The sequence below is a fragment of the Streptomyces sp. NPDC001027 genome (genome assembly GCF_040299045.1).
Lineage (GTDB): Bacteria > Actinomycetota > Actinomycetes > Streptomycetales > Streptomycetaceae > Streptomyces.
The window spans coordinates 23,245-48,725 of sequence record NZ_JBEPBI010000026.1 but is presented as its reverse complement, the minus strand read 5'-3'; the positions used below and the strand labels follow the sequence as shown (position 1 = coordinate 48,725).

Sequence of the window (25,481 nt, the reverse complement as noted above, 5' to 3'; positions counted from 1 at the left end):
TAACCACAATTCGCGGGGCTCGACAGACGCCTTCCGGGCACTGTCATACGACTGCCGCACCTCGAACACGGGTACGTCTCAAGCGTGCTCGACCGCTAGCATGCGCGCCCATGAACGACGACGTGCGCAATATCGTCCTCGGCGTCATCGCGGCCGGCGTCAGCGCCGCGCTCGGCTGGGTCGCCCGGACCTTTCTGTGGCGCCGCAGACTGCGGCGCAAGCAGGCGTTCTTCGGGCTGCCGGAGAACTCGGAGTGCCTGCTCGTCGTCAACCGCGACGCGGGCAGCGCCGACCTCGCGGTGCACCGGTACGACGTGTTCGCGCTCCTGGAGCTCGCCGCGCTGATCAAGGACTGCGGCGCGGGCGCCGAGGTGGTCACACAGGACGCGGCGCGGCAGGGTTTCGGGGAGCGAACGGAGTTCTGCGTCGGCGGTCCGGGCTCGAACCGGCGCATGGCGGCCCATGTCCAGGCCCTGCTGCCGGGGGTGCGGGTCAACACCGACCGGGAACCGGGGCCGGACCGGCTGGCGTTCCGGATCGGCGGCGAGGAGTACCGGATGGAGTCGGGGGTCGTCGAGTACGTCCTGCTGGCGCGGCTGACCGCGGGCCGGCGGCGCGGGGCCCGGCCGGTGTTCCTGTTCTGCGGCCAACGGGCCATCAACAACCAGGCCGCCACCCGCTATCTCGTCCGCCATCACGAGCGGCTGGCGCGCAAGTACGGGGACGGCTCCTTCGTCCTGCTGCTGAAGGTCGTCAACTCCCATGCGTACGGGCCGGACGTGGTCGAGCTGGTGGCGGACGTGACGCGGCAGGCGCAGGCTCCCCTGCCGGAGCCGACAATCGTTACTGGCACGTAACTTACCGGCGGGTTACCTCCGGTACGAGATGCGGTTACCGTCGGGTCACTTTGCAGTGCGGCATGTTGAGGAGTGAGCCGTGGGACAGCACCGCAGGGCTCTGCGCACGACCGCCGTGGGCGCCGTCTCCCTGTCGCTGACGGCCGGCGCCGTCCTCGCCCTCGCCCCCGCGGCGCAGGCCGCCGGCAGCACCGTGCGCTACGTCGACATCGGCGGGGACGGCGCGACCGTGCTCAAGGCGAACGTCGTCACCCCCGCCGGCGCGGACGGCACGCGCCGCTACCCGCTGATCGTGCTCCCGACGAGCTGGGGCTTCCCGCAGGTCGAGTACCTGGCCCAGGCGCACAGACTCGCCGACTCCGGTTACGTCGTGCTCGGTTACAACGTGCGGGGCTTCTGGCAGTCCGGCGGGGAGATCGACGTGGCGGGCCCGCGCGACGTCGCCGACGCCCGCGACGTCATCGACTGGGCACTCGCCAACACCCCGGCCGACCCTGCGCACATCGGCATGGCGGGCGTCTCCTACGGCGCCGGGATCAGCGTCCTGGCCGCCGCCCACGACCCCCGCGTCAGGGCCGTCGCCTCGCTCAGCGGCTGGGGCGACCTGATCGACTCGATCTACTCCGGCCGCACCCAGCACCTCCAGGCCGCCGCCGTGCTGGACACCGTGGGCACGGTCACCGGCCGGCAGAGCGCCGAGTCGCGGGAGGTCTTCTCGGCCTTCTACGCCGGCGACCTGTCGAAGGAGAAGGACCTGGTCGCCTGGGGGAAGAAACGTTCCCCCTCGACCTACGTCGACCAGCTCAACCGCAACGGCGCCGCGGTGATGCTCGCCGGCTCCTGGGGCGACACCGTCTTCCCTCCCAACCAGTCCGCCGCCCTGTACGAGCGGCTGACCGGCCCCAAGCGGATGGAGTTGCGCCCCGGCGACCACGCCACCGCCGAACTGACCGGCCTGTTCGGACTGCCCAACGACGTGTGGACGGACACCCGGCGCTGGTTCGACCACTACCTCCGGGACACGGACAACGGCATCGACCGGGAACAGCCCGTGCGCCTCAAGTCCCGTACCGGGGGCGGCTACGAGGGCTATCCGGACTGGAAGTCGGTGAACGCGACGCGCAGGAAGATCGCCCTGGCCGGCTCCACCACGATCCACGCCAACGTGGACTCCGGCGCGGACGGCGGGATCGTCTTCCTCTCCAGCATCCTCGACCAGGTCGCGCAACTGCCCCCGGTCGCCCCGATCCCCCTGCTCCCCCGCCGCTGGGCCGCCGTGTGGCAGTCGGAGAAGTACGCCACGGCCCAGCGGGTGCGCGGCACGGCCCTGCTGCACACCACGGTGACCCCGACCGCGCAGAGCGGCACCCTCGTCGCCTACCTGTACGACGTGGGACCGCTCGGCCTCGGCAAGCTGGTCGGCAACGCGCCGTACACCTTCCACGGGCGCACGCCCGGCGAGCCGTTCGGCCTCGACCTGGAGCTGGGCTCCACGGCCTACGACGTCCCGGCAGGACACCGGCTCGCCCTGGTCGTCGACACCGTCGACCCGCTCTACATGGAGCACAACCCGTCCGGCGCGCGGCTGACCTTCTCCTCGCCGGCGAACGACCCGTCGTACGTGTCGGTCCCGCTGCGCGAGCAGTGATCTCCGGCCGCTGCCGGGGCGGGTGCGGTCGGTGGCCGCCGCCGCACGGACTCAGTGCTTGAGGATCTTGGAGAGGAAGTCCTTGGCGCGGTCGCTGCGCGGGGCGGTGAAGAACTCCTCCGGAGTGCGGTCCTCCACGATGCGGCCGTCCGCCATGAAGACCACGCGGTTGGCGGCCGAGCGCGCGAAGCCCATCTCGTGGGTGACGACGATCATGGTCATGCCCTCGCGCGCCAGCTGCTGCATCACCTCGAGGACCTCGTTGATCATCTCGGGGTCGAGGGCGGAGGTCGGCTCGTCGAACAGAAGCGCCTTGGGGTCCATGGCGAGGGCGCGGGCGATGGCCACGCGCTGCTGCTGGCCGCCGGAGAGCTGCGCCGGGAACTTGTCGGCCTGGTCGGCGAGGCCCACGCGTTCCAGCAGTTCGCGCGAGCGCCGGTCGGCGTCGTCCTTCTTGCGCCGGCGGACCTTCACCTGCCCCAGCGAGATGTTCTGCAGGACCGTCTTGTGGGCGAAGAGGTTGAACGACTGGAAGACCATGCCGACCTCGGAACGCAGGCGGGCCAGCCCCTTGCCCTCCTCCGGCAGCGGCTGACCGTCCAGTGTGATCGAGCCCGACCGGATGGGCTCCAGCCGGTTGATCGCGCGGCACAGCGTCGACTTCCCCGACCCCGAAGGGCCGATCACCACGACCACCTCCCCCCTGCCGACCGTGAGGTTGACGTCCTGCAGGACATGCAGCTCCCCGAAGTACTTGTTGACGTCACGCAGCTCGATCAACGGATCGACGGCCATGCGCAGCCCTACTCACTCTCAGCTGTGTCGTGGTCGCCGCAAACTATCCACGAAAGAGCGGGGGGAAGAAGCGACACGCACCCCGCGGCCATTAGCCGTATTTACATCGCCCGCCGCCCCCTGCGCCACTCGCCGCGGCGCTCTGCCTCCTCGGCCCGCGCACCGGCCGCCGGCGCCCGGGCCCACTGCGGCGGCGCCGGCTCGGGCGGCCCGCCCCGCGGTGCGCGGTCAGTTCTCGGCCACCTCGCCGTACAGCTGGGACAGCTCGGGCGTCCCGCTCACGGCCCAGTCGCGCCCGGCCGCGACCACGTCGACCTCCCGGCCCGACGACAGCCGCACGACCACCTCGCCGCCGGGCCGGATCGCCCAGGCCGCGCCGGGCACGGACCGCACGACGACCGTCCCCAGGTAGAGCCCCGCGTCATGCCCGAACCAGGGCAGGTTCTCCTCGTCGTCGCGCCAGCGGGGCGCCAGCTGGTCGAGCGCCTCCAGCGAGCCCGCCGTGTCGTCCAGCCCGATCCCCTGACGGGCCGCGTGCGAGCGCAGCAGCTCGCACTCGGCGAGGAGTTCGGCGATCCCTTCGGGGTCCTCGGCCAGGACCGCCGCACGGTACTTCTTGCTCCTGTTGCCCAGGAAAGGGATGTTCATAGACCCAGCGTGACATTCGCACCGGCATGCACACCACAGGGCGCGCTGGCCCGCGCGCGCCGGCGGCGGACGGGCCTACACCTCGAGGTCGACCACGACCGGCGCGTGGTCCGAGGCGCCCTTGCCCTTGCGCTCCTCGCGGTCGACGTAGGAGTCCTGGACCGCCTTGGCGAACGGCTCGTTGCCGTACACCAGGTCGATGCGCATGCCGCGGTTCTTGGGGAAGGCGAGCTGACGGTAGTCCCAGTACGTGAACGGGTGGTCGTACTTCAGGGGGCGCGGGACGACGTCCGACAGACCCGCCTCGCGCAGGGACGCCAGGGCGGCCCGCTCGGCCGGGGTGACATGGGTGAGGCCCTCGAAGGCGGCCCGGTCGTACACGTCGTCGTCGGTCGGCGCCACGTTGTAGTCGCCCATCACCGCGAAGGGCCTGCCGCCCGCCGCGTCCCCGGCTACGGCCGCCTTGAGGGCTTCGAACCACTGGAGCTTGTAGGCGTAGTGCGGGTGGTCGACCTCGCGGCCGTTGGGCACGTAGACCGACCACACGCGGACCGGACCGCAGGTCGCCGAGATCGCGCGCGGCTCCGGCGCGCCGTCGTAGCCGGGATCGCCGGGCAGGCCCTTGACGACGTCCGCCAGGCCGACGCGGGAGAGCACCGCCACGCCGTTCCACCGGCCGGTGGCGTGGACCGCCGCCTCGTAGCCCAGTTCGCGCAGCTGCTCGAACGGGAACTGCTCCTCGGCGACCTTGGCCTCCTGGAGGCACAGCACGTCGGCGCCGCTGCTCTCCAGCCAGGCCAGGAGCCTCGGCAGGCGGGCGGTGATCGAGTTCACGTTCCAGGTCGCGATACGCATGTCCCACAACCTACCGGGCGCCACTGACACTCACAGTGCCGTGCTCTCCCCGGGCGCCAGCCTCAGGTGTTCCGCGCCCGCGAGGCTGCCGATCTGCCGGTCGTAGATCGGCCGGGCCAGGTCGGTCAGGAGCGCGTCGTGGACGTCGTAGGCGCGCTGCGGGCGCACCTCGCGGACGTAGTCGATGACCTCGGAGATCTTGCTCCAGGGAGCCATCACGGGAAGCATCAGCGTCTGCACGGGGCAGTCGGGGACGGTCAGGGCGTCGCCGGGGTGGAAGACGCGACCGGCGTCGATCAGATAGCCGACGTTGGTGATGCGCGGGATGTCCGGGTGGATGACGGCGTGCAGTTCGCCGTGCACCTGGACGTCGAAGCCCGCCGCGGTGAACGCGTCGCCGTGGCCGACGGTGTGGACGCGGCCCGGGAAGGCCGCGGAGATCCTCTCGGCCACCGACCTCAGGGTCCAGATCTCGGCCGCCGGGTCGGCCTCCAGCGCGGTGCGCAGCCGTCCCTCGTCGAAGTGGTCGGGGTGCTCGTGCGTGACGAGGATCGCGTCCGCGCCGAGTGCGGCGTCCGCCTCGCTGAACCCGCCCGGGTCGACGACGAGCGTGCGCCCGTCCTTCTCCAGGCGCACGCACGCGTGCGACATCTTCGTGAGCTTCAGTGCCGTCATGCGTCCCATCCTGCCCCCACGCCGTCCGCCCGGCTCACTCGCCGGGGGTGGTCTCCTCGCGGACGACCTGCTGCGCGACCCTGAACGCGCCGCTCGCCGCCGGCAGACCGCAGTAGACGGCCGCCTGCAGCAGCACCTCGCCGATCTCGTCCGGGGTGAGGCCGTTGCGCAGCGCGGCCCGGGTGTGCACGGCGAGCTCCTCGAGGTGACCGCCGGCGACCAGCGCGGTGAGCGTGACGCAGGAGCGGGTGCGCCGGTCGAGGCCGGGACGGTCCCAGACCTCGCCCCAGGCGTAGCGGGTGACGAACTCCTGGAAGTCCGCAGCGAATTCGTCGGCCTGCGCCAGCGTGCGGTCCACATGGGCGTCGCCGAGGACCTCGCGGCGCGCCTTGAGTCCGGCGTCGTACGGGTCGGGCCGGCCCATGACCTGCGGCGGCTGCGGCACCGGGGCGGCCGCGATCTCCGCGACGGCCACCGGCTGCTGCGACTGCAGGGGCTGCGGCGGCATGGTCGGCATCGCCCGGACCGGGATGCCCGGGACCGCCGTCTGCCCGGTGACCGAGTCGTAGGCGGGCTGCCAGGCGGTGGCGAAGTGGTGGACCAGCAGGTCGGTGACGGCGGCCGGCTGCTCCACCGGGACGAGGTGGGAGGCGCCCGGTACGACCGCGAGCCGGGCGTCCGGGATGCCGGCGACCAGGGTGCGGGCCTCGGCGGGGCCGCTGACCTGGTCGTCCGAGCCGGCGAGGACCAGCGTCGGGACGCCGACGAGGCCGATCTCGGCCCGCACGTCGAACGCGGCGAGCGCTTCGCAGGCGGCTATGTAGCAACCGGGGTCGGTGGTGCGCACCATCTGCACGGCCCACTCGGTGATGGCCGGCTGCGAGGCCGCGAATCCGCCGGTGAACCAGCGGTCGGGCGAGGTGCGGGCGATGGGGTCGAGGCCGTTGGTGCGCACGATCACGCCGCGCTGGCGGAATTCGTCGGCCGTGCCGAACCGGGGCGACGCCGCGATCAGCGCGAGCGAGGCGACGCGCTCGGGGTGGCGCAGCGCCAGCTCCAGGCCCACCGCGCCGCCGAAGGCGCAGCCCGCGTAGCCGAAGCGCTGCACGCCGAGCCCGTCCAGTGTGGCGAGCAGCCGTTCGGCGAGGTCCGAGACCGAGCCCGCCGGGTGGGCGGGGGCGCCGCCGTGGCCCGGCAGATCGAAGCGGAACACCCGCCACTGCTGGGCCAGCTCGGGAACCTGGCGGTCCCACATGTGCCAGGTGGTGCCCAGTGAGGGTCCCAAGATCAGGACGGGAGCCTCTTCTGGCCCGTCAAAGCGGTATTGCAGGGTGTTCGACGGTGTCTCACTCACGCCTCAGACCCTCTCACGTATCACGGACGCCCCTATAACGCGGGGGTGTGGGCAGCCAGTCTGACCAGGTTGAATACCTCGCGCGCTGCGTATCGCTTGAGGCATCGGATGATCTCACGTCGAGTTTTGCCCTCCTGGGTGCGGCGTTCGTAGTACGCCTGGGTGCGCGGGTCGTGGCGCAGGCGGGTGAAGACGATGCGGTGCAGGGCCGCGTTCGCCTGCCGGTCGCCGCCGTGGTTGAGCCGGCGCGTGCGCCGACGGCCAGAGGAGTACTCGATGGGGCTGACTCCGCAAAGGGCAGCAAAGGACGCCTCGGTGTTCAGCCGCTCGGGATTGTCCCCCATGGTGATCAGCAAGGTGACGGCGCTGTCCGGGCCGATGCCCACCGGTGTGAGCAGCTGCGGGGCGTGGCGTTCGACGAGCCGGGTCAGGCGCCGATTCAGCTCATCGATCTGCCCGGTGAGTTGCTCAATGCGCTGGGCCAGCAGGCTCAGGGTGATGCGGGTGGCCTGCGTCACGGCATCCTCGCCCTCGCCGTCTTCGCCGTCGAGCGGGCTGAGGCACGCGCAGGTGCGGAACAGTTCGCGGTTGCCCAGGGCGGACAGCCGCTCCCGAAAAGCGGGTTCCGCTACGACCAGGACGGCCTTGAGCTGGTTGATCGCCTGGGTGCGGGCCTTGACCGCGGAGTCCTTGGCGATTTTGAACATCCGGGCGCTCTGCACCGGACCGTCGCCGGTTTTGGCCCGCGCTCGGGCGCGACCACTGAGCACGGCCCGCGCAGCAGCCTGCGCATCGAGCGGGTCCGACTTCCCGAGCAGACGGCGGGCCGAGCGGTCGGGCCGGTTCACCTCGAACACCTGAACTTGCTGCGCCAGCAGGTAGCGGGACAGGCCCGCGCCGAAGGTGCCGGTGCCCTCCACACCGGCCCGGCGCACCGTACCCCGCTTGCGTGCCCACACGAGCAGCTGCCGGTAGCCGACCGCCGTCGCCGGAAAGGACTCGGTCCCCAAGATCTTCCCGAGCGGGGAGACCACGGCGGCGACATGCACCTCGCCGTGCGTGTCCACGCCCAGAACGACCTCCCGACGAACGGGAGGATCCGTGCTGGAGGAGGAGGTGCTGCGCTCTCTGGCCGTCATGGGTGGTTCGCCTCCCGCGTGGTGACGTGCTGGGTGGATGGCACCGGCCTGGTCGGGCGGTCTGAACCGTGATGACGCCTGATTGTCGGCAAGGCCCCTATTGGGACACGCCCTGTGGCTCGGTACCAGCAGGTGCCATCCCGCAACGACAGTCGACAAGCCCGTGACAGGACACTTCGGCCATAGATCTCATGGGTCAGACACCCGTCCGGGACGGCACTGCGCAACCGTCCCACTGGTCCCGGCACAACGCCCTGACCCGATCACAGCCGCATGGCTTCGTCCGAATCGGTGCGCACCTGGCCTGGGCATGTGGACAATGAGTTGACTCTTCGTCCACTCGTGACCGGAATTGACGGGCAGCCATGTGGGCCAAGCGGGGGTCTCCCGCACCGGGTAGGAGAAGATGTTCGGCCGCAGCAAGGACACCGGAGCCCCGCTCGACGGTGCCGAGGAGGCCGGCATCCCCAACTACGCCAAGGATCCGCACGGCCACGCGATCCCCCTCGACGCCCACATCCGCCTCGCCAACCCACGGACCGCCGCCACGGACGACTCCCGCATCCTGCGCCGCGGCTACAACTACGACCGCGGAATCGACGACGTCGACAACCTCGACATGGGCCTGGTCTTCTGCTCCTACCAGCAGGACGTCAAGCGCCAGTTCGAGGCGACCCAGACCCGCCTGATCGACGAGCCCCTCGTCGACTGCATCTCACCCACCTGCGGCGGCTACTTCTTCGCCCTGCCCGGAGTCCGCGACGCCGAGGGCTGGTACGGCCGCGGGTTGTTCGCGACCTGACGCAGTCTCGTCGAGCCCGTCCCCTTTGCCGTGCTGCCCCGGCTTTCGAAGGTGTCCGCCGCTCCGCGCCCCGCCGCACAGCGTGGTGACGAGAACGCGCCACTCAGTGGGCGGATGTGGACCGCGCAAACCGGGTGACCCACAGCAGAACCAGCGCGGCGGCCTGGATGCCGGCGACGACGCCGATCAGAAGGGGGACGGAGACGTCGTACAGCACCCCGGCCAAGGCACCGCCCGCCAGCGCGGCCACTCCCATGATCCCGGCGAAGACGCCGTACGCGGTGGCCCGGCGGCCAGGGGGTACGAGGTCGGCGACGGTGGCACGCAGCGTGGACTCCTGAACCCCGACTGCGGCGCCCCACACCAGTGCACCCGCCACGGCGACCCACACCGTGTCGGTGAAGGCCAGGGCCGGAACGGCGGCGGACAGCAGCGGCAGGACGACCAGGACCTGGGCGCCGATCCGGTCGTACAGCCAGCCCGTGGCCAGTGCCGCCATCGCGTCCGCCGCCATGGCCGCCGCGTACAGCACCGGCACCATCGCGGTCGGCATCAAGTGGCGGACGACCAGGTGGTAGGAGAGCACGCCGAAGGTGGCGAAACCGGTCAGGGTCGCTGCGGTGAAGACCGCGTAGGCCCAGAAGGCCCGCGGCAGCCTCCTCCCTCGGGATCCGACAGGGGCCGGCTTCTCGGTAGAGTCCGGCTGCTCGGGCGTCGCCGCGCCGACGGTCGTCTCGTAGCCCACCGGATCGGGAACCCTGGCACGCAACCAGAGAAGCAGCGCGACGGCGGCCACCCCGGGCAGCGCGAGCACCCCGAGCGCCAGGGCGTAGTCGCCGCCGGTGAGGGCGAGGACCCCGGCCACCGTGAGCGGGCCGATGAGCGCACCGACCTGGTCCATCGCCTCGTGCACCGCGAAGCCGCGGCCCCGTCCGGTGGCGGCGGTGGCGTACGAGAGCAGCGTGTCCTTGGCCGGGGAGCGCACCGCCTTGCCGACGCGTTCCGCGATCACCAGGGTGCAGGCCACCCACAGCACGCCGGTCAGACCGAGCACCGGGACGGTGACCGCAGTCAGCACGTATCCAGCGATGGTCCAGGCCCAGAAGCGGCGACTGCGGTCGGCCAGCGGACCCGACGCCAGACGCAGTCCGAGCGCGGCGGCCTCGCCCGCTCCGGTGACCACGCCGACCATGGCCGCGGAGGCGCCCAGGTGGGCGAGCAGCGGACCGGTGACGGAGCGAGCGCCCTCGTAGACGAAGTCCATCAGCAGGCTTACGCCCCCGAACACGACCACGAACCGCCACGCCGAGGGCCCCCGGGCAGGCCCGTCCGGTGTTTCGGGCGTGACGGACGTGGCGCGGGCGGGCTTCACGAATTCCTCCTCAGGGCGTCGCGTGCCCGGCAGGCTGAACATCGCCTTCTGAACACCGGACCACCTCCAGGGGGCGCTCTCCTCTTCACCGGACGCATCCGGCAGGCACATCCTCTCTCGACACGCTGGAGCAGTCAGGTGCGGAGACGGGCGCAAGGCGCTCTCTCGCACCCGCCGTACGAGCGTGGCGCCGTTCGCGCTCAGTCGGCCCGTTCGGTGGCCCGGTCGTACTCGCCCGTCTCCGGAGGCAGGGCCGCGGACGGAGCGAGACCGCTGCGCTCCTGAGCGTGGGCGTAACCCGTCAGACCAACCAGTACGGCCAACAGCACGGCCGACGAACCCGCCGTACCGAGGTCCAGACCGCCCTTCGGGACCGGCTTGGTCAGGAAGTCGCCGGCCGTCGCGCCGAGCGGGCGGGTCAGCACGAAGGCGATCCAGAACAGCAGCACGTTCGGCACGACGGGCGCCCTCACCAGGGCCGCCAGCACCAGCAGGACCCCGGTCACCAGCGCCGCCCCGCCGGCGTAGCCGAGGTCCGAGCTGTCGGACAGGAAGTCGCCCATCGAGGTGCCGAGGATGTTGGAGACGAGGATCGCCGACCAGAACAGCGCCTCTCCGCGGAAGCTGACGATGTCACGGATGACGAACGTCATCCCGGTCAGTTTCCAGACGGCGAAGACGACGACCAGGACCGAGATCAGGATCGCCGCGCCCGCCGGGTATCCGAGACCGAGGCCCTGCGGTCCCCGGCCCAACGAAGCGGCGCCGCTCGCGAGGTACTTGGCGCTGGCGTCGCGGTTCATGAAATCGGACATCGTGGTACCGGCCATGCTGGTCGACAGGATGACCGTCCAGTAGAAGAACGGGTTGTAGCGGCGGGAGCGCAACTGGACGACCAGGGTCACCACGAAGAGCAGGAACAGGGCGATCGTGGTGAGGAAGTAGCCGAGCTTCAGGGTCTGGGCGAAGAGGTCGCCGGCCGTCTCGCCCAGGGTCGTCGCCGCGATCTTCATGATCCAGAAGGCGAGGGTGACCTCGGGCAGTTTCTTCATCACCGACCCGGCCGTGGTCGCGGCCCGTTGCTGCCCGGCGGCAACGTCTAAGACGGTGTCCTACGTGGTGATCGCTCGTTGGTCTGTTCATGGGGCGGGGTACGTGGAGTTGGATTGTTCCGGACGGCTTGTGGGAGCTCGCCAGGCCGTTGATTCCGGAGGACCGGGTGCGGCCGCAGGGCGGTGGAACGCCGAACACGCCTGATGAGACGCTGTTCGCGGCGATCGTCTATGTGCTGGTCAGCGGGTGCGCCTGGCGGGCCCTGCCGCCGTGCTTCGGGATATCGAAGTCGACGGCCCATCGCCGATCCCTGATCTGGTCGCGGGCCGGGGTATGGGGCCGGCTGCACGAGGCGGTCCTGCATCGGCTCGACGACGCGGGCCTCGTCGACGTCTCCCGCGTGTCGCTCGATTCCGCCCACGTGCGGGCAAAAAGGGGGCGGACACACAGGTCCGAGCCCCGTGGACCGGGGCAAGCCGGGTTCCAAGATGCACGTCCTGTCGGACGCGAACGGACTGCCCTTGGTCGTCGGCGTCTCCGCCGCCAACGTCCACGACAGCGAAGGGCTGAAGCCCATGGTGGCCGGTCACCAAACGAGACACGACCCCCACAACGGCCGCTGCTTCAAGCCTCAGCGCCTGCATGCGGACAAGGCCTACGACATTTCCCACCTGCGGAAATGGTTACGGGGCAAGCGCATCGGCGTGCGTATCGCCCGCAAGGGCATCGAGTCCAGCGAACGCTTGGGCCGACGAAGGTGGGTGATCGAGCGCACGATCTCGTGGCTGTCCGGCTACCGCAGACTCAGCCCTCGCTATGAACGCGATCCACGCAACTACCTGGCCTTTCTCGGCCTCGCCGCAGCAATGTGCTGCTACAAGCGATTCGTCCGCCTCACCACGTAGGACACCGTCTAAGTCGGTGAGGACTTCGGGATTCTCCATCATCGGACACTCCTGTTCGTGGGGGGGTGTGTGAGGGCACCCGTCTCCGCGAGGGGGACGGGCGCCCTGCGACACACGGTCCGACCGCGCGGGCCGGCCGTGGTGTCCGACCTTGCCGATGATCACCTGAACGCTTCCTGAACGCCTTCCCAGCCGTTCAGGCCGCCTGCCGCGTCACGCGCGCGGGGTCCGCGACGTCCTTGCGGGTCACCGCCAGATGGACGACCAGGCCGAGGATGACGGCCAGGAAGAGCCCGCTTGTGACGACGGTGCCGAACCCGAGGCCGCCGTCGCCGGTCGGCTGGGACAGGTAGTCGCCGATGGAGGCGCCGAGCGGGCGGGTGAGGATGTAGGCGATCCAGAAGCTCCACACCGCGTCCAGACCCAGCGCGAAGTGCGCGATCGCCACGGCGGCGATGGCCAGGGCGAACAGGACAGCCGAGAGCCAGTAGCCGAGGTCCATGCGCTCGGAGACGAGGTCGCCGGCGGCCGTGCCGAGGGCGAAGGTGAACAGCACGGCCAGCCAGTAGTACGCCTCACGGCTGGTGGTGTCGATGCTGTGGATGGAAAGGGTCCGTTCCCGCCGGTACCAGACGGCGAAGACAACCGCGAGGAGGAGGGCGAACGCCGCGGTGCTCGCCTCCAGCGGGACGCCCATGTTGTCAGTGAGGTTGTCGCTGATCAGCGTGCCGACGACGCTGATGAGGGCGACGGCGAGCCAGTACACGCCCGCTCGGTAGGCGGTCGTACGGAACTGGACGACCAGGACGACCGCGAGCAGCGCGCTCATCAGGACCGACACGCCCGTCAGGCCCAGACCGGCCTTGTCGTTGAGCAGGTCGGCAGCGGTCTCGCCGACCGTGGTGCACAGCACCTTGATGATCCAGAAGTAGGCGGTGACCTCGGGGACCTTGTTCCAGCGCAGACGGCGGGAGGGGCGAGCGGAGGCACTCGTGCCCGGTTCGGCCTCGGGAGTCTCGGAGAGTTCGTAGGTCATGGACAGGACGTTGCCAGCGGTTACCTGAACGCATCCTGACTGCCGCGCGGCTTTCCCGGCCCGCCGGGTCCGGCCTGATCACGATGGGGCCATGCACACCCGCGCCGCGTCCTGGCTGCGGCACCGGCTCGGCCGGGTCGCCGCCCGCGTCCTGCGGCTGGAGGCGGGCACCGCTTCGTCGCTGACGCTCGCCTGCGGCATGAACAACAGCAGCGCGAGCGCGGTGCTGATCACCGCGTCCCTGCCCGACAAACCGCACCTGCTGCTGCCGGTCCTCGCCTACGGGCTGCTGCAGAAGACCACCGCGAACCGGATCGTCACCCGGCTGCGACCGGCTCCCACCGCGGCCGGGGCCTGACCGTCCTCAGCCTCCGTCCTCGGAGTCGGGCTCCTCCTGCTCGCCGTCCTGGCCCTGCACGCAGGGGAGGCCGTCTCCCGGGAGACCCAGATGGCCGAGGTCTGGGACGAGAACTGGTTCGGCTCCACCAAGACCCTCGACGTCACCATGGCCGCCTGCGCCGACGCCTCGCGCGGACGGCCGACGCCTCGGTACACCCCGGCAGCCTGCTCCGCATCACCACCCTGCGCGGGCACGGCTACCGCCTGGAACCCTGACAGGCACCACCGCAACGGCCCAATGCCGTGCCTCCTCCCCGACGGCCTGATGCCGACCGGTGGCCCGAAGACCTCCCTGGCCACGGAGCAACTGCGGCAATGTGAAGTCGTCGGTGGACCTCAGCAAGACGTTCACCCATGGCTTCGCCATCCGGGCCAACAAGACCGAGGGCTTCAAGACCACCACGACCGTCGGCCTGCCCGGCCGTGAGCGCGTCCTTTCCGGCCGCCGCTCGCCGGTTCAGTCCACGCTGGGCCGGGCGAGGCCGTGGTCGTAGGCGAAGATCACCGCCTGGATGCGGTCGCGAGCGCCGATCTTGGCCAGGACGCGGCCTACGTGGGTCTTGACGGTGGACTCAGAGAGGACGAACCGGGCGGCGATCTCACCGTTGGTCCAGCCCTTGCCGACGGCGACGAGGATCTCCCGTTCGCGGTCGGTGAGGGAGCCGAGCCTCGGGTCCTCGGTCGCGTCGCCCCGGTGGGCCGGGACGTACTGGGCGAACTCGTCCAGGAGGCGGCGGGTGAGAGCCGGTGCGATCACGGCGTCGCCCGAGGCAACGGCGCGGATCCCGGCGAGAAGCTCCTCGGGACGCGCGTCCTTGAGGAGGAAGCCGCTGGCACCGGCCCGGATCGCGGCGTGGACGTACTCGTCGAGGTCGAACGTCGTGAGCACCAGGACACGTGAGCGGCCGCCAGCGGCGACGATCCGGCGGGTGGCCTCGATGCCGTCCATGCCGGGCATGCGGACGTCCATCAGGACGACATCCGGGCGCAGCTCGGCGGCCTTGCGGACCGCTTCGGCGCCGTGGGCGGCCTCCCCGACGACATCGGTCTCCGGGACCGAGTCCAGGAGCAGGTGAAAGCCGTAGCGCTGCAGCGGCTGGTCGTCCACGATGAGCACCGTGGTCACCGGTCACCGCCCCGGGGCGTGAGGTCAAGGACGGCTTCGACGGTCCATCCCCCGCCGCCGGTCGGCCCCGCGCTGATCGTTCCGCGGTACAGAGCCGCTCTCTCCCGCATGCCCACCAGGCCGTGTCCTTCCTCGTCCGGCGGTCCGGACGGTGTGACCGGGCCGCTGTCCTGGACCCGGATGCTCAGCCGGGAGCCCGTCACGACGACCGCCAAGTGCACCCGGGCGTCGTCGGCGGCGTGCTTCATGGTGTTGGTGAGGGCTTCCTGGACGATGCGGTACACCGTCAGCTGCACGCCGCTGTCCAGTGCCTCGACGTCGCCGGAGGTCCGGTAGAAAACCTCCAGTCCCGCGGCGCGCACCTTGCCGCACAAGGCTTCGATGTCCGCGATGCCGGGCTGCGGGCTGAGCTCGGGTCCGCCCGGTGGGCCGTCCCCGGCCTCGCGCAGGACGCCGAGCACGCGCCGCAGCTCGCCGAGGGCCTGCCGGCCGGTGTCGCCGATGAGCTGCAGGGCTTCCTTGCCCCGTTCGGGGGCGATGTCCGTGGCGTAGGCGCCGGCGTCGGCGAGCGTGATGATCACGGACAGGTTGTGGCCGACGATGTCGTGCATCTCCCGGGCGACCCGGGTGCGTTCGGTGGCTGTGGCCAGCCTGCTGCGCTGGTCGCGCTCTATTTCCAGCCGGGCCGCCCGCTCCCGCAGTCCGGCGAGCTGGGCCCGGCGGATCCGCACCATCATCCCGAGGGCGAGGGCCGCGGTCGCCGTGCTCAGCAGGAAGAACAGTGCGTCCCACACGGACACGGCCGGGGACACGCGGACCGCGACCAGCACCATCGCGCCCGCCATGGCCGCACAGGCCCACGGCAGCTGCCGCAGCCGCCCGTGCAGGGCCATGCTGTACAGGGCGACGAAGAGGGCGATGTCCGCACGCAGCGGCGCGCCCAGGGACCATTGGAGGACGAACACCGCCGTGATGGCAGCGAAGGCAGCCGCCGGTTTGCGTCGCCGCCACAACAGCGGCAGTACCAGGCCGGCTTGCAGTACCAGCATTCCCGCTACGGGCAGCTGGGTGAAGGCGAGCCGGAACCGGCGCGGACCGTCGCCGTCGTCGACACCGCCGTGGATCAGGTCGGGCAGGCAGAACATCAGGAAGACCAGGACGACGACCGCGGTGTCCAGCACCCAGGGATGTTTCCGGTCGGCATGCCGCAACCGCTGGCCGCCCCGGGACAGTCGGGCGACCAGCGGTCCCATCCCGCTGATGTCATCGGTGGTCACGGACGTCACCTGTCCATGGTGCGGGCGTCAGACGTCACTGCGTACGAGCCGGTACGCCGCGCCGCCCAGCGCCAGCGCCGTCCAGCACAGGAACACCAGCAGTCCGGCGCCCGGCGACAGGGTCGTGGAGTCGTGGGTCAGGGCGAACATCGCCTGGCCCGCGTGGGACGGCAGGTAGGGGCTGATGTCGTCCTGCCAGGCGCTCGGCAGCAGTGAGATCAGTCCGGGGATCAGCATCAGGGTCGCCACCAGGACCGAGATCCCGCCGGCCACCGACCGCAGCAGCGCGCCCAGCGCGGCCCCGATCACTCCGACCAGGCCCAGGTAGAGCCCGGCGCCCAGCAGGCTCCGCAGGACGCCGGCCTGCGAGAGGCCCATGGCCGCAGGCGTGCTCGAGACGATGCCGCTGCCGACGAGGAAGGCGACGAACGCGCCGAGCGTCCCCACGGCCAGCGCGACCAGACCGAACACGGCCGCCTTGGACCACAGCACCGGCAGACGGCGCGGTACGGCCGCCAGCGTCGAGCGGATCATCCCGGTGGAATACTCGCCCGCCGTGACCAGCACGCCGAGGACGCCCAGGGCCAGTTGGGCGAAGTTCGTGCCGAAGAGGGACAGGCTGACGGCCGTCGAGGCGGCGAAGTCCGGGTCCATGTGGCTGGAGCCGATCTCGGACTTGTAGCGGCTCGCGGCGATCAGCCCGAAGGCCACCAGGAACAGCAGGCCGAGGCCCAGGGTGATCCAGGTCGAGCGCAGGGACCACAGCTTGGCCCACTCGGAGGCCAGCACGCGCCGTCCGGTCACCCGGCAGGCGGGACGGGCGGGTGCAGTCCTGGGTTCCTCCGCCGTCGCGGTAAGGGTGCTCATGCGGGCCTCCCGAGGGTGTCGATGCCGGTAGTGGAGCCGTGGTACTCCACGGCGTCCCTGGTCAGGTCCATGAAGGCCTCTTCCAGTGACACGGTTCGCGCGCTCAGCTCGAACAGCGCGATGCCGTGTTCGGCGGCCCTGAGTCCGATCTCGCGGGCGGTCAGCCCGGTCACCTGGAGTTCCTCGGAGCCGATCCGGCCGGTGACGTCGACGCCCGGCCCGGCCAGCACATCCCGCAGCCGCGCCGGGTCCTGCGTCACCACCTTGACCGTGTCGCCGCCCGCCTCGCGGATCAGGTCCGCCACGGTCGTGTCGGCCAGCAGCCGCCCTCGCCCCACGACGATCAGGTGGTCCGCGACCAGAGCCATCTCGCTCATCAGGTGCGACGACACGAAGACCGTCCGGCCCTCGTCGGCGAGCCCCTTCAGCAGGTTGCGGATCCAGAGCACGCCCTCCGGGTCCAGCCCGTTGACCGGCTCGTCCAGCATCACCGTCTGCGGGTCGCCCAGCAGCGCCGCCGCGATGCCCAGCCGCTGGCCCATGCCGAGGGAGAAGGCGCCGGCCCGCTTCTTCGCCACACTGCCCAGGCCGGCGAGGTCGATGACCTCGCCGACCCGGCTGCCGGGAATGCCGTGGGTCAGCGCGAGGGCCCGCAGGTGCTGGTAGGCCGAGCGGCCCGGGTGGATCGACTTCGCCTCCAGGAGGGCGCCGACCTCCTGCAGCGGCGCCCGGTGGCGGGCGTAGGGGCGGCCGTTCACGGTGACGGAGCCGCTGGTGGGGGCGTCCAGGCCGACGATCATGCGCATGGTCGTGGACTTGCCCGCGCCGTTGGGCCCCAGGAAGCCCGTCACCGTGCCGGGCTTCACGACGAAGTCCAGCCCGTCGACGGCCGTCTTCTCGCCGTACCTCTTGGTCAACCGCCGTGCGTCGATCATTCGCGTTCTCCCTGTCGGGCTCCGGCGTCCACACCTCCGACGCCACACCCGCAACGCTAAGTGCCAAATCACCCCAATCCGGTGGTACCAGAGGGCTGAACTGCGGCGGGTGCGTAGTACCGCGGTACTACGCTCCTACCTGCGGCGCTTGCCGTGCACGTCGGCGCCGCTGTGGTGGCAGCGGACGTCCGGCCGCTGCGACGGGCACCCGCCCGCGGCGCCCGCCGCCCCGGCATGCGCCCTGCACTGGCCCGTTCCGTGCTCTCGACCAGGCTCCAGCTGTCCGACGCGGCGTTGGCTCTTTCGGATCTTCCCCCGGAGGGTTCTCGGCGCCCGATAGAGTGCGCGCCGTGGGCATACCCGGTTGGTTCCACTGGATCTTTCTCGTTGTGTTCTTCTGGCAGGTCATCGCGCTCTTCCCCGTCATCCATCGACTGCGGGAAGCCAATTCCGCGCTGCGTTGCAAGGCGCGTCTTGACCTGCTGGAGACCGTCGGCTCCCTGCTGCTCTTCGGCGGCATGCTGCTGAGTTTCCTGGTAGGGGAATCCTGGATCTGGCTCGGCCTCGCAGGCTTCCCGCTCCTGACCGCTGTCTACGCCGTGAAGGGTGTCCACTGGCTCCGCGCCCGCCGCCACCCACGGTCTGATCCAAACGGCGGGGTCTAGATCACGCCGCGGATCCTTTTCGGCGCCCGACCCGGATCACAGGACGGAGCGGCGGACCAGCAGCGCCAGTACCAACAGGCCGGGGAACAGCGGCAGCCAGGCCGTCAGCAGCCGGTAGCCGAAGACCGCCGACAGGGCCGCGGCTCCCGGCACCCCGGTCGCGGTGAGCGTCAGCACGAGCGCGGCGTCCAGCGAGCCCAGACCGCCCGGAGTGGGCAGCAGTACGGCGGCGCCGCCGGCAACGACGTACGCCAGCAGGACGTGAGCGGCGGGCACGGGCACGTCCAGTGCCCGGACCACGGCGATCAGGACGGCGGCGTGCAGCAGGGTGAAGCCCAGCGAGCCGCCCCACAACGCGCATGCCCTGGCCCGCCGGGCGTGCACCGCCCGCACGTCGGACAGGACCCGGCCGACCGCGCGCCCCACACCGCGACGCGCCGTCCGGCTCAGTGCCACGGCTGCGGTGACCACGGCGACGCAGCCGACCACCGAGAGCGTGACGCAGGCGCGCGGGATGGTCGGCGCAAGCCGCGGGGTGCGGGGCGAGGCGAGGAGCAGTACGACGGCCAGCGCGAAGCGGACCAGCCCGCCGACGGCTGCCTTGACCGCGAGCGCGGTCGCCGAGCGGGCGGTGGGCAGGCCGCAGCGGGTGAGGAACCGCAGGTTGACCGCGGTCGCGCCGACCCCGGCAGGCAGCACGTGGTTGGCCGCGCACGCCGCGAACTGTGCCGCCAACAGCCGCCCGGCGGGCAGCCGTTCGGCCACCGCTCCCTGCTGGGCGACGGCCGCGCACACCCAGGTCGCCAGAGCGGCCGCACAGGCCGCCAGCAGCCAGCCTCGATCGGCGACGGCAAGGCGGTCGGCACCAGCGTCCACCGTCTGCCGGTGCGCGGCGAGCACCCAGCCGGCCGCCACCGCCACGGCTGCGGTGACGGCGAGCTGCCACGGCCGGCCGAGGCCGCGGGACAGCGGAACGCCGGTGGCGCTCACGGCCGCCCGCCCGCCGTCACCGCGGGCGAGACGTACACGCGCACGCCGGCCACCTGGTGCGGGGTCCAGGACCGGGCGCAGCCAGGCAGACGGCGGGCGGTCCGGATGCCGGCCGAGGTGCTGTCGGCGTCGTGGCCGATGGTCGCGGCGGAGGAACAGCCCCCGCAGTAGGCGATCGGGACGTCGTTCGCTCCCGTGACCCGACAGGGCGGGACGACGCCCAGCCGGTGCAGCCCGGCGAAGACGGAGGCCCACTCGCGGCGGGCCGCCTTGGTACGGCGCACGGTGTCCTCCAGCACCACGAGCTGCGCAGCCAGACGCCCGGCCAGAGCGAGCGCCGGCCGCGTCACGGCAAGCGGCCGGCGGATCCGTCCGGGCGCCCGCACGAAGCGCACCAGGAGATCGGCGACGGGAACGGTCGGCAATGCATAGGCGGGCAGCAGGAAGGGCGGCGGCGCACAGCCACCGGCGGCCTGCTCCGGTTGTGGGAGCCGGTCCCCGACTGAGGCTGACACGCAGCGGGCAGGTTGAGCTTCAGCGCAGTGGGCCGACGAGGCCGAACCGGTCAAGGAGCCTCCTCGCCCTGGGCGACCTCGACCTCGTGGTGGAAGTCGACGACGCCTGCCGCTCCTGCGGCGACGGACAGGACCGTGCAGGCCACCAGGAGGAACGCGGTACGGCGGGTGGTGCGCGGGTGCGTCCGGGCGGGTGCGAGAAGCGCGGCGACGCGTTGCGGCACCGGTCCGGTCGTCGCCGCCGGTGCGAAGTCCGGGCGGGTGGAGGGGGAGGCGTTTCCGGCGAGGGCGGCGCGGGCGATGGCCGTGGCGATCAGGCGCCGGTCCCCGGTGACCTCGGCGGCGGCCTCGTCGGCAGCCCGCTCGGCGGCGAACCGGATGGTGGCGCGGGTGGCGCGCAGGGCGGGGTGGCAGTGGGCGGCGAGTTCGGCGGCGGCCAGGAAGTAGTGGTGGCCGGCCCGGTTGTGGGCGCGCTCGTGGGCGAAGAGGGCCTCACGCTCGGCAGGTCCCAGACTGCGCAGCATGGCGGTGGTGACGACGATGCGGTGGGGCCGCCCGGGCAGAGCGTACGCGTCCGGATCGGGCGATTCGATCACGCACAGGTCACCTGCGGCGGGGCGGCGGCCGGCCTGTGTGCGGGCGGTGCGGAAGGCGCGGGTCTGCCGGAGGGCCGAGCGCGCGAGGGTCCAGACGCTGAGGGTGAGCACCCCGGTGGCCGCCATGGCGGCGGGGACGACGAGGTAGTCCGAGGAGGTCCGCAGGGGGTGGACGAGCTCGCCGAGGGCGGCGAAGGCGGGGAGTGTGAGCAGTCCGGTCAGGACGAGGGCCCCCAGGGCGGCGACGCAGGTTCCCGCCAGCGCCAGGGCCGAGGCGGTGAGGACCCACAGCGCGGTGGCGGGGGCCAGGCGGTCGAGGGTTCGGCGGGCCAGCGTCGGCGCGAGGAAGGGCAGGATCAGCGGGAGGAGCAGCAGGGCGGTCATCGCTCGTCACCCTCCAGGAGCCGGCGCAGGTGCTCCTCGTCGCCGGGACTGAGCTGGGCCACGAAGCGGGCCAGGACCGTCTCCCGGTCGGTGTCCCGGTCGAGTTCGGTGTGCATGCGCCGGGCGGTCAGGCCGGGCGCGTCCTGGACGGGGAAGTAGGCGTAGCCGCGGCCCTCCCGCTCCCGGTCGACGACGCCCTTCTCGTGCAGACGGGTGAGTATCGTCGTCACCGTCGTCCGGGCCAGGCCGGAGCCGAGCTCGGCCTGCACCCGCCCTGGCGTGAGCGGGGCCCCGGCGGCCCAGAGCGCGGCCATGACGGCGGCTTCGAGCTCGCCGGCCGGCCGCCTCTCGTCCCTCGCGTCCTTCATGGGAACGTTCCTCACTCCACCATCGTCTACAGTTCAGTAGACCGTCTACAGGATTGTAGTCAGTAACCGGATGCCACCGCGCCACCGTTCCGCCGCATCCGGCAGTCCGGAAGAACGATGAAGGAGCTCCCGACGATGACCACAGCCATGCATCTATCGTCGCAGCTCGCCGTCAATGTGCTGGACGCGCGGTCGCTGCTGTCCGCGTTCGGCGTGCTGGGCGTGGGCGTGGTGCTGTTCGCCGAGACCGGGCTGCTGATCGGTTTCTTCCTCCCGGGCGACTCGCTGCTGTTCACAGCCGGTCTGCTGTGCACCGGCACCGCCGAGAGCGGCCTGAAGCTCTCACTCGCCCCACTCCTGGTCGCCGCGGCGGTCGGAGCGCTGGCCGGCTCACAGTGCGGATACCTCCTGGGCCGTCGAGCGGGCGGCACCCTGCTCTCCCGCAGCCGCTCGGCCCGCCTGCACGAGGGCGCGAAACGCGCGAAGGAGCTGCTGGAACGCTATGGATACGCGAAGGCGATCGTCCTGGCCCGCTTCGTTCCGGTGGTGCGCACGGTCCTGAACCCGATGGCCGGCGCCCTGCGGGTGCCGGTGCGCACGTTCACGGTGTGGCAGGTGTCGGGCGGACTGGTGTGGAGCCTCGGCCTCACACTGGCGGGATACGCGCTGGGCTCCTCCGTGCCGAACGTGGACCGCTATCTGCTGCCGATCGTCGCGGTGATCGTGGCCCTGTCGCTGATTCCGGTCGCCTCCGAGGTGCACCGCTCACGCCGGGACGCGAAGGCGAAGGCGCAGGGGGCACGCGGATGATTCTCACCCTCGACGGCTCATCGGTCGACGGCTCCGCCTACACCGACGTGGTGAACATCGCTCAGCGTGCTCCGGTGTGGCTGGACGACGCGGTGTCGGCGTGGTCGACGTACGGGCTCGCCCTGTTCGCGGTGCTCATGGCGGTCGGCTGGTGGCGCGCCCGGCGTGTGGACGCCGCCGCGTCGGTGACGGCGCTCGCCGTGCCGTTCGTCGTGGTCGCGGCCTTCGGGATGGACGCGGCACTGAAGCTGCTGGTGCGGGAGGACCGTCCTTGCCAGAGTCTGCGGGTGACCACGCTGGAGGCGTGTCCGGCGCCCGGCGACTGGTCCTTTCCCAGCAACCATGCGGCCATCGCCGCCGCGGCCGCCGTCGCCCTGCTGTTCGTCTCCCGCAGACTCGGCGCCCTCGCCTCTGTAGCTGCCTGTGCGATGGCCGTCTCGCGTGTCTGGGTGGGGGCGCATTACCCGCACGACGTGCTGGCAGGGATCGTGGTGGGCGCTCTCGTCTCCCTGCTCGTCATGTCGGCACTGCGCAGCCGTGCGGAGATCGCAGCCCTGCGGCTCGCGGCCGGCCGTCTGCGTCCGCTGCTGGTGGTGTCGTGAAGCGCGGCGAGGTGGCCGAACTGGCCGGCAGCTGCGGCCTCGGCGCGTGGACGGCGTTCGGCGTGCTCACCATGGTCGTGGTGGGTCACGACGGCCTGCCGCTGTTCGCGGACGCCGACCTCGTCTCCTGGTCCGTCGCCCACCGGCCCGACGTGGCGGTGGCGCTCGCCCGCGGGCTGACCGCCACCGGGACCGGTGTCGTCCCGTACGCGCTGGCGGCGCTGGCCGGCATCCTCGCGGGGCGCACCCGCCGGCAGCGCGCGCTTGCCGTCGCGCTGTGTCTGCTCTGCCTCGGGGCGGGTCAGGCACTGCGGTACGCGGTGATGACGCTCGTCGCCCGGCCTCGACCGCCCCTGGCGGACTGGGCGACGCACGCCTCGGGATGGGCGTTCCCGTCCGGTCACACCACCACGTCGGCCCTCGCCGCAGGACTGCTGATCGTCGTCGTCCGCGTGCGCCGCCCGCGCGGCACGACCCTGCTCACCCTGGTCATCTGCGCCTGGGGCGCGTCGGTCGGTCTGACCCGCGTCTACCTGGGAGTGCACTGGTTCACCGATGTCCTCGGCGGCTGGCTGTTCGCCCTCGGCTGGCTGGGCCTGTGCCTGAGCGCTGTGGCCCGCCGGCTTCCCGAGCGATTGACCCCCGGCACGACGGACATGGACACGGACTCGGCGCGACGGACGGCAGAACCGACGGGCAGCGCGGCTGGGGGCCGAACGGACACCGCAGCGGAACAGACGGACGTGGCACGAGACCAGAGGGAGGACCATGCGCCAGACGATCCTGGTCGTCGAGGACGATCACGCCCTGCGTGACGTGCTGATGCGCGGACTGCGCGACGAGGACTTCGACACCGTGCCCGCATCGGACGGCGCCACCGCCCTACGACTGGCCACCGCCGACGTCTGTGCCGCCGTGCTCGACATCGGGCTGCCCGACGGCGACGGACGGGACGTGTGCCAGGCCATGCGCGCGAACGGATTCCTCTCCCCCGTCATCTTCCTGACCGCTCACCACCGGCTCAGCGACCGGCTGTCCGGGTTCTCGGCCGGAGGCGACGACTACCTGCCCAAGCCCTTCCACCTCACCGAACTCGCGGCCCGCCTGCGGGCAGCCCTCAAACGGGCCGCACCGCCGCCTGCCGCCACAGCAGGCGACCTGGCACTGGACGCCATCCGGCACACAGTCAGCGTCCGAGGCACCCAAGTCGACCTGACACCGACCGAGTTCCGCCTCCTGGCCACGCTCATGGCGGCTTCCGGCGGCATCGTGAGCCGCCGCGAGCTGGTCCGGGCCGCCTGGCCCGAAGGCGCCCAGGTCCACGACAACACCCTCGACCAGTACCTGACCCGACTGCGCCGCAAGCTGCGCGAGGCGGGCAGCGACCGGACGATCGGCACAGCCCGCGGGATCGGCCACCGCCTGTCATGAGCGACACCCGCCACCGGCTGCGGCCCGCCGTGACCACCTTCCTCCACCGTCTGGCGCCCCGCACTCTGCGCGGCCGGCTCTCCCTCGTGGCCCTCACCACGGCCGCACTGCTGATGCTGGTCCTCACCGTCGCCTTCAACGTGGTCGCCCAGCACCGACTCCAGCACCAGGCGGACGACGAACTGCGCACCCGCGCCGCCGCCGTCGCGACGACCATCGACACCACCGGCACGACCGTACGCGTCCTGGAAACCTCCAACGACGCCCTCCTCGACGCCAACGTATGGATCTACGCCAGCGGACGCCTGCTGGAGGAGCCGCCGAACGCCGCCCCTCTCACCCGCGTCGCCAACGCCCTCGCCGGGCGCGGCGGGCTGCGGTGCGTCACCGCCGACGTCGACGGCCCCCTCCGGCTGTGCTCGCAGCCGGTGTCCGAGGCCGACAGCGAGGCCACGGTGGTCACCGCGCTCGACCTCTCGCCGTACCGGAGTTCGGCCGACACCCTGCTCCTGGGATCGCTCGCCCTGGACGCCGTGATGCTCGCCTGCACCTACGCTCTCACCCGGCTGGCGGTGGGCCGCGCGCTGCGCCCGGTCCGCACGATGACCGACCAGGCCACCCAGTGGAGCGCCGTCACCTCCGAAGAACGCTTCGGCCATATGCGGCACCCGGTCGAACTCGCGCGCCTCGGTACATCGCTGGACGCCATACTGGACCGCATCCGCACCCTCCTGCGCCACGAGCGGCAGCTCACCGGGGAACTCTCGCACGAGCTGCGCACACCCCTGAGCCGGATCATCGCCGAACTCGACTGGTGGCAGACCCGCCCCCGCACCACCGACCAGACCCACGCCACCCACAAGGTCATCGCGGAAGCCGCCCAGTCCATGCGCACCATCTGCGACACCCTTCTCGACGACGCCCGCGGTGGCGCACTCACCGCTCCCGGCACCGCCGAGATCCTCCCCACGCTGCGACGCCTCACCGAAGTCCTCGACGCGCCCGGTCACTTGACGGTCGCCGCTGACGGTCCACCGCTGGAGGCCGGAGTCCCGCCCGCCCTCCTCGAACGCATCGTCAGCCCGCTCCTGACCAACGCCTGCCGCTACGCCCGCTCCAAGGTCGCCGTCCGCGCCTACCGCACACCGGACGGCGTACGCGTCGACGTCATCGACGACGGGCCCGGCGTACCGCTCCCGTTCGCCGAGCAGCTCTTCGAGCCCGGTCAGCGAGCGGATCCCGGCGACGGACACAGCGGAGCCGGCCTGGGACTGCCGCTGGCGCGACGCCTGGCCCGCTCCGCCGGCGGCGAGGTGACGTACGACCCCGGACACACGCCCGGGGCACGATTCGTGGTCAGCCTGCCTGCCGGGTGAC

General features: G+C 71.6%; 27 protein-coding genes and 3 pseudogenes. 13 read left to right on the top strand and 17 right to left on the bottom strand.

The features are described 5' to 3' along the window. Nucleotides 1-110: 110 nt before the first annotated feature. Both ABT300_RS10995 and ABT300_RS10990 read left to right on the top strand, forming a co-directional pair. Nucleotides 111-857 carry a hypothetical protein gene (locus tag ABT300_RS10995; protein WP_351673971.1) on the top strand — a complete coding sequence of 249 codons (747 nt, stop codon included), beginning with the start codon at nt 111-113 and terminating at the stop codon, nt 855-857. Between the two features lie 79 nt (nt 858-936). Further along, nucleotides 937-2,505, top strand: a complete 1,569-nt coding sequence (locus tag ABT300_RS10990; protein ID WP_351673970.1) for an alpha/beta fold hydrolase — start codon at nt 937-939, stop codon at nt 2,503-2,505. Between the two features lie 51 nt (nt 2,506-2,556). Here the strand turns inward: ABT300_RS10990 and ABT300_RS10985 are convergent, their stop codons facing one another. From ABT300_RS10985 to ABT300_RS10960, 6 genes are all read right to left on the bottom strand, one after another. Next, nucleotides 2,557-3,300 carry an amino acid ABC transporter ATP-binding protein gene (locus ABT300_RS10985; RefSeq protein ID WP_351673968.1) on the bottom strand — a complete coding sequence of 248 codons (744 nt, stop codon included), beginning with the start codon at nt 3,298-3,300 and terminating at the stop codon, nt 2,557-2,559. Between the two features lie 228 nt (nt 3,301-3,528). Continuing rightward, nucleotides 3,529-3,948, bottom strand: coding sequence for a DUF6278 family protein (locus ABT300_RS10980; protein ID WP_351673966.1), 420 nt, complete (start codon nt 3,946-3,948; stop codon nt 3,529-3,531). A 75-nt stretch (nt 3,949-4,023) separates the two neighbouring features. Then, nucleotides 4,024-4,803: an exodeoxyribonuclease III gene (locus tag ABT300_RS10975; protein ID WP_351673965.1), complete on the bottom strand. Its 780-nt coding sequence runs from the start codon at nt 4,801-4,803 to the stop codon at nt 4,024-4,026. 30 nt (nt 4,804-4,833) lie between these two features. Continuing rightward, a complete protein-coding gene (locus tag ABT300_RS10970; protein ID WP_351673994.1) occupies nt 4,834-5,469 on the bottom strand; it encodes an MBL fold metallo-hydrolase in 636 nt (211 codons plus the stop codon). Between the two features lie 43 nt (nt 5,470-5,512). Continuing rightward, complete coding sequence (gene pcaDC, locus ABT300_RS10965; protein ID WP_351673964.1) at nt 5,513-6,832, bottom strand: bifunctional 3-oxoadipate enol-lactonase/4-carboxymuconolactone decarboxylase PcaDC; 1,320 nt, start codon at nt 6,830-6,832, stop codon at nt 5,513-5,515. 32 nt (nt 6,833-6,864) lie between these two features. After that, nucleotides 6,865-7,971 (bottom strand): IS110 family RNA-guided transposase, encoded by a 1,107-nt coding sequence (locus ABT300_RS10960; protein WP_351673963.1) that lies wholly within the window; start codon nt 7,969-7,971, stop codon nt 6,865-6,867. A 400-nt stretch (nt 7,972-8,371) separates the two neighbouring features. On the opposite strand from ABT300_RS10960, the pseudogene ABT300_RS10955 reads away from it, so the two are divergent. Next, nucleotides 8,372-8,773 (top strand): annotated as a pseudogene (locus ABT300_RS10955) (deferrochelatase/peroxidase EfeB); the annotation flags it as partial. A 103-nt stretch (nt 8,774-8,876) separates the two neighbouring features. Here ABT300_RS10955 and ABT300_RS10950 read toward each other — a convergent pair. Both ABT300_RS10950 and ABT300_RS10945 read right to left on the bottom strand, forming a co-directional pair. After that, nucleotides 8,877-10,145: an MFS transporter gene (locus ABT300_RS10950; protein WP_351673962.1), complete on the bottom strand. Its 1,269-nt coding sequence runs from the start codon at nt 10,143-10,145 to the stop codon at nt 8,877-8,879. A 200-nt stretch (nt 10,146-10,345) separates the two neighbouring features. Continuing rightward, the gene (locus tag ABT300_RS10945; protein ID WP_351673992.1) at nt 10,346-11,197 is read right to left on the bottom strand and encodes a COG4705 family protein; all 852 of its coding nucleotides are present in this window, start codon (nt 11,195-11,197) and stop codon (nt 10,346-10,348) included. An 89-nt stretch (nt 11,198-11,286) separates the two neighbouring features. Between ABT300_RS10945 and ABT300_RS10940 the strand changes: the two genes are divergently transcribed. Further along, nucleotides 11,287-12,103 (top strand): IS5 family transposase gene (locus tag ABT300_RS10940; RefSeq protein ID WP_351673961.1). Its coding sequence is split into 2 segments (ribosomal slippage): nt 11,287-11,630 and nt 11,629-12,103, totalling 819 coding nucleotides; the frame shifts between segments, so codons are not numbered across the junction. Between the two features lie 196 nt (nt 12,104-12,299). On the opposite strand, the gene ABT300_RS10935 is transcribed toward ABT300_RS10940, so the two are convergent. Further along, nucleotides 12,300-13,139 (bottom strand): COG4705 family protein, encoded by an 840-nt coding sequence (locus ABT300_RS10935; protein ID WP_351673960.1) that lies wholly within the window; start codon nt 13,137-13,139, stop codon nt 12,300-12,302. A 127-nt stretch (nt 13,140-13,266) separates the two neighbouring features. On the opposite strand from ABT300_RS10935, the pseudogene ABT300_RS10930 reads away from it, so the two are divergent. From ABT300_RS10930 to ABT300_RS10920, 3 genes and pseudogenes are all read left to right on the top strand, one after another. Continuing rightward, nucleotides 13,267-13,497 (top strand): annotated as a pseudogene (locus ABT300_RS10930) (bile acid:sodium symporter family protein); the annotation flags it as partial. Between the two features lie 36 nt (nt 13,498-13,533). Further along, nucleotides 13,534-13,754: pseudogene (locus ABT300_RS10925) on the top strand (winged helix-turn-helix domain-containing protein); the annotation flags it as partial. Between the two features lie 113 nt (nt 13,755-13,867). Then, on the top strand, nt 13,868-14,032 hold the full coding sequence (locus ABT300_RS10920) for a hypothetical protein (RefSeq protein ID WP_351673959.1): 165 nt from the start codon (nt 13,868-13,870) through the stop codon (nt 14,030-14,032). Here the strand turns inward: ABT300_RS10920 and ABT300_RS10915 are convergent. Genes ABT300_RS10915 through ABT300_RS10900 form a run of 4 tightly spaced genes read right to left on the bottom strand, consistent with a single transcriptional unit; the run spans nt 13,996 to nt 17,743 of the window. Then, nucleotides 13,996-14,664 carry a response regulator gene (locus ABT300_RS10915; protein WP_351673958.1) on the bottom strand — a complete coding sequence of 223 codons (669 nt, stop codon included), beginning with the start codon at nt 14,662-14,664 and terminating at the stop codon, nt 13,996-13,998. The two genes, ABT300_RS10920 and ABT300_RS10915, sit on opposite strands and share 37 nt — an antisense overlap. Then, complete coding sequence (locus tag ABT300_RS10910; RefSeq protein ID WP_351673957.1) at nt 14,661-15,941, bottom strand: sensor histidine kinase; 1,281 nt, start codon at nt 15,939-15,941, stop codon at nt 14,661-14,663. Before ABT300_RS10910 ends, ABT300_RS10915 begins: the two co-directional genes overlap by 4 nt. Before the next feature lie 27 nt (nt 15,942-15,968). Then, a complete protein-coding gene (locus ABT300_RS10905; protein WP_351673956.1) occupies nt 15,969-16,808 on the bottom strand; it encodes an ABC transporter permease in 840 nt (279 codons plus the stop codon). Then, nucleotides 16,805-17,743 carry an ABC transporter ATP-binding protein gene (locus ABT300_RS10900; protein WP_351673955.1) on the bottom strand — a complete coding sequence of 313 codons (939 nt, stop codon included), beginning with the start codon at nt 17,741-17,743 and terminating at the stop codon, nt 16,805-16,807. Before ABT300_RS10900 ends, ABT300_RS10905 begins: the two co-directional genes overlap by 4 nt. 350 nt (nt 17,744-18,093) lie before the next feature. Here ABT300_RS10900 and ABT300_RS10895 point away from each other — a divergent pair, with 350 nt between their 5' ends. Then, the gene (locus ABT300_RS10895) at nt 18,094-18,408 is read left to right on the top strand and encodes a hypothetical protein (protein ID WP_351673954.1); all 315 of its coding nucleotides are present in this window, start codon (nt 18,094-18,096) and stop codon (nt 18,406-18,408) included. A gap of 36 nt (nt 18,409-18,444) precedes the next feature. Here ABT300_RS10895 and ABT300_RS10890 read toward each other — a convergent pair whose 3' ends face one another. From ABT300_RS10890 to ABT300_RS10875, 4 genes are read right to left on the bottom strand one after another with little or no spacing between them, the layout of a single operon-like run. Beyond that, nucleotides 18,445-19,398 (bottom strand): lysylphosphatidylglycerol synthase transmembrane domain-containing protein, encoded by a 954-nt coding sequence (locus ABT300_RS10890; protein ID WP_351673953.1) that lies wholly within the window; start codon nt 19,396-19,398, stop codon nt 18,445-18,447. After that, nucleotides 19,395-19,913, bottom strand: a complete 519-nt coding sequence (locus ABT300_RS10885; RefSeq protein WP_351673952.1) for a hypothetical protein — start codon at nt 19,911-19,913, stop codon at nt 19,395-19,397. Before ABT300_RS10885 ends, ABT300_RS10890 begins: the two co-directional genes overlap by 4 nt. Nucleotides 19,914-19,963: 50 nt before the next feature. Next, a complete protein-coding gene (locus ABT300_RS10880) occupies nt 19,964-20,893 on the bottom strand; it encodes a M48 family metalloprotease (protein ID WP_351673951.1) in 930 nt (309 codons plus the stop codon). Beyond that, on the bottom strand, nt 20,890-21,261 hold the full coding sequence (locus ABT300_RS10875; protein ID WP_351673950.1) for a BlaI/MecI/CopY family transcriptional regulator: 372 nt from the start codon (nt 21,259-21,261) through the stop codon (nt 20,890-20,892). Before ABT300_RS10875 ends, ABT300_RS10880 begins: the two co-directional genes overlap by 4 nt. A gap of 135 nt (nt 21,262-21,396) precedes the next feature. Between ABT300_RS10875 and ABT300_RS10870 the strand changes: the two genes are divergently transcribed. The 5 genes from ABT300_RS10870 to ABT300_RS10850 are packed head-to-tail and all read left to right on the top strand — an operon-like array spanning nt 21,397 to nt 25,480. Beyond that, nucleotides 21,397-22,071, top strand: a complete 675-nt coding sequence (locus tag ABT300_RS10870; protein ID WP_351673949.1) for a DedA family protein — start codon at nt 21,397-21,399, stop codon at nt 22,069-22,071. Then, entirely contained in the window at nt 22,068-22,673 is a 606-nt protein-coding gene (locus ABT300_RS10865) for a phosphatase PAP2 family protein (protein WP_351673948.1), read from the top strand. Before ABT300_RS10870 ends, ABT300_RS10865 begins: the two co-directional genes overlap by 4 nt. Further along, nucleotides 22,670-23,488: a phosphatase PAP2 family protein gene (locus ABT300_RS10860; RefSeq protein WP_351673947.1), complete on the top strand. Its 819-nt coding sequence runs from the start codon at nt 22,670-22,672 to the stop codon at nt 23,486-23,488. Before ABT300_RS10865 ends, ABT300_RS10860 begins: the two co-directional genes overlap by 4 nt. Continuing rightward, nucleotides 23,442-24,104 carry a response regulator transcription factor gene (locus ABT300_RS10855; protein ID WP_351673946.1) on the top strand — a complete coding sequence of 221 codons (663 nt, stop codon included), beginning with the start codon at nt 23,442-23,444 and terminating at the stop codon, nt 24,102-24,104. The genes ABT300_RS10860 and ABT300_RS10855 overlap by 47 nt, the downstream gene beginning before the upstream one ends. Then, nucleotides 24,101-25,480 (top strand): sensor histidine kinase, encoded by a 1,380-nt coding sequence (locus ABT300_RS10850; RefSeq protein ID WP_351673945.1) that lies wholly within the window; start codon nt 24,101-24,103, stop codon nt 25,478-25,480. Before ABT300_RS10855 ends, ABT300_RS10850 begins: the two co-directional genes overlap by 4 nt. The last annotated feature ends 1 nt before the right edge of the window (nt 25,481 follow it).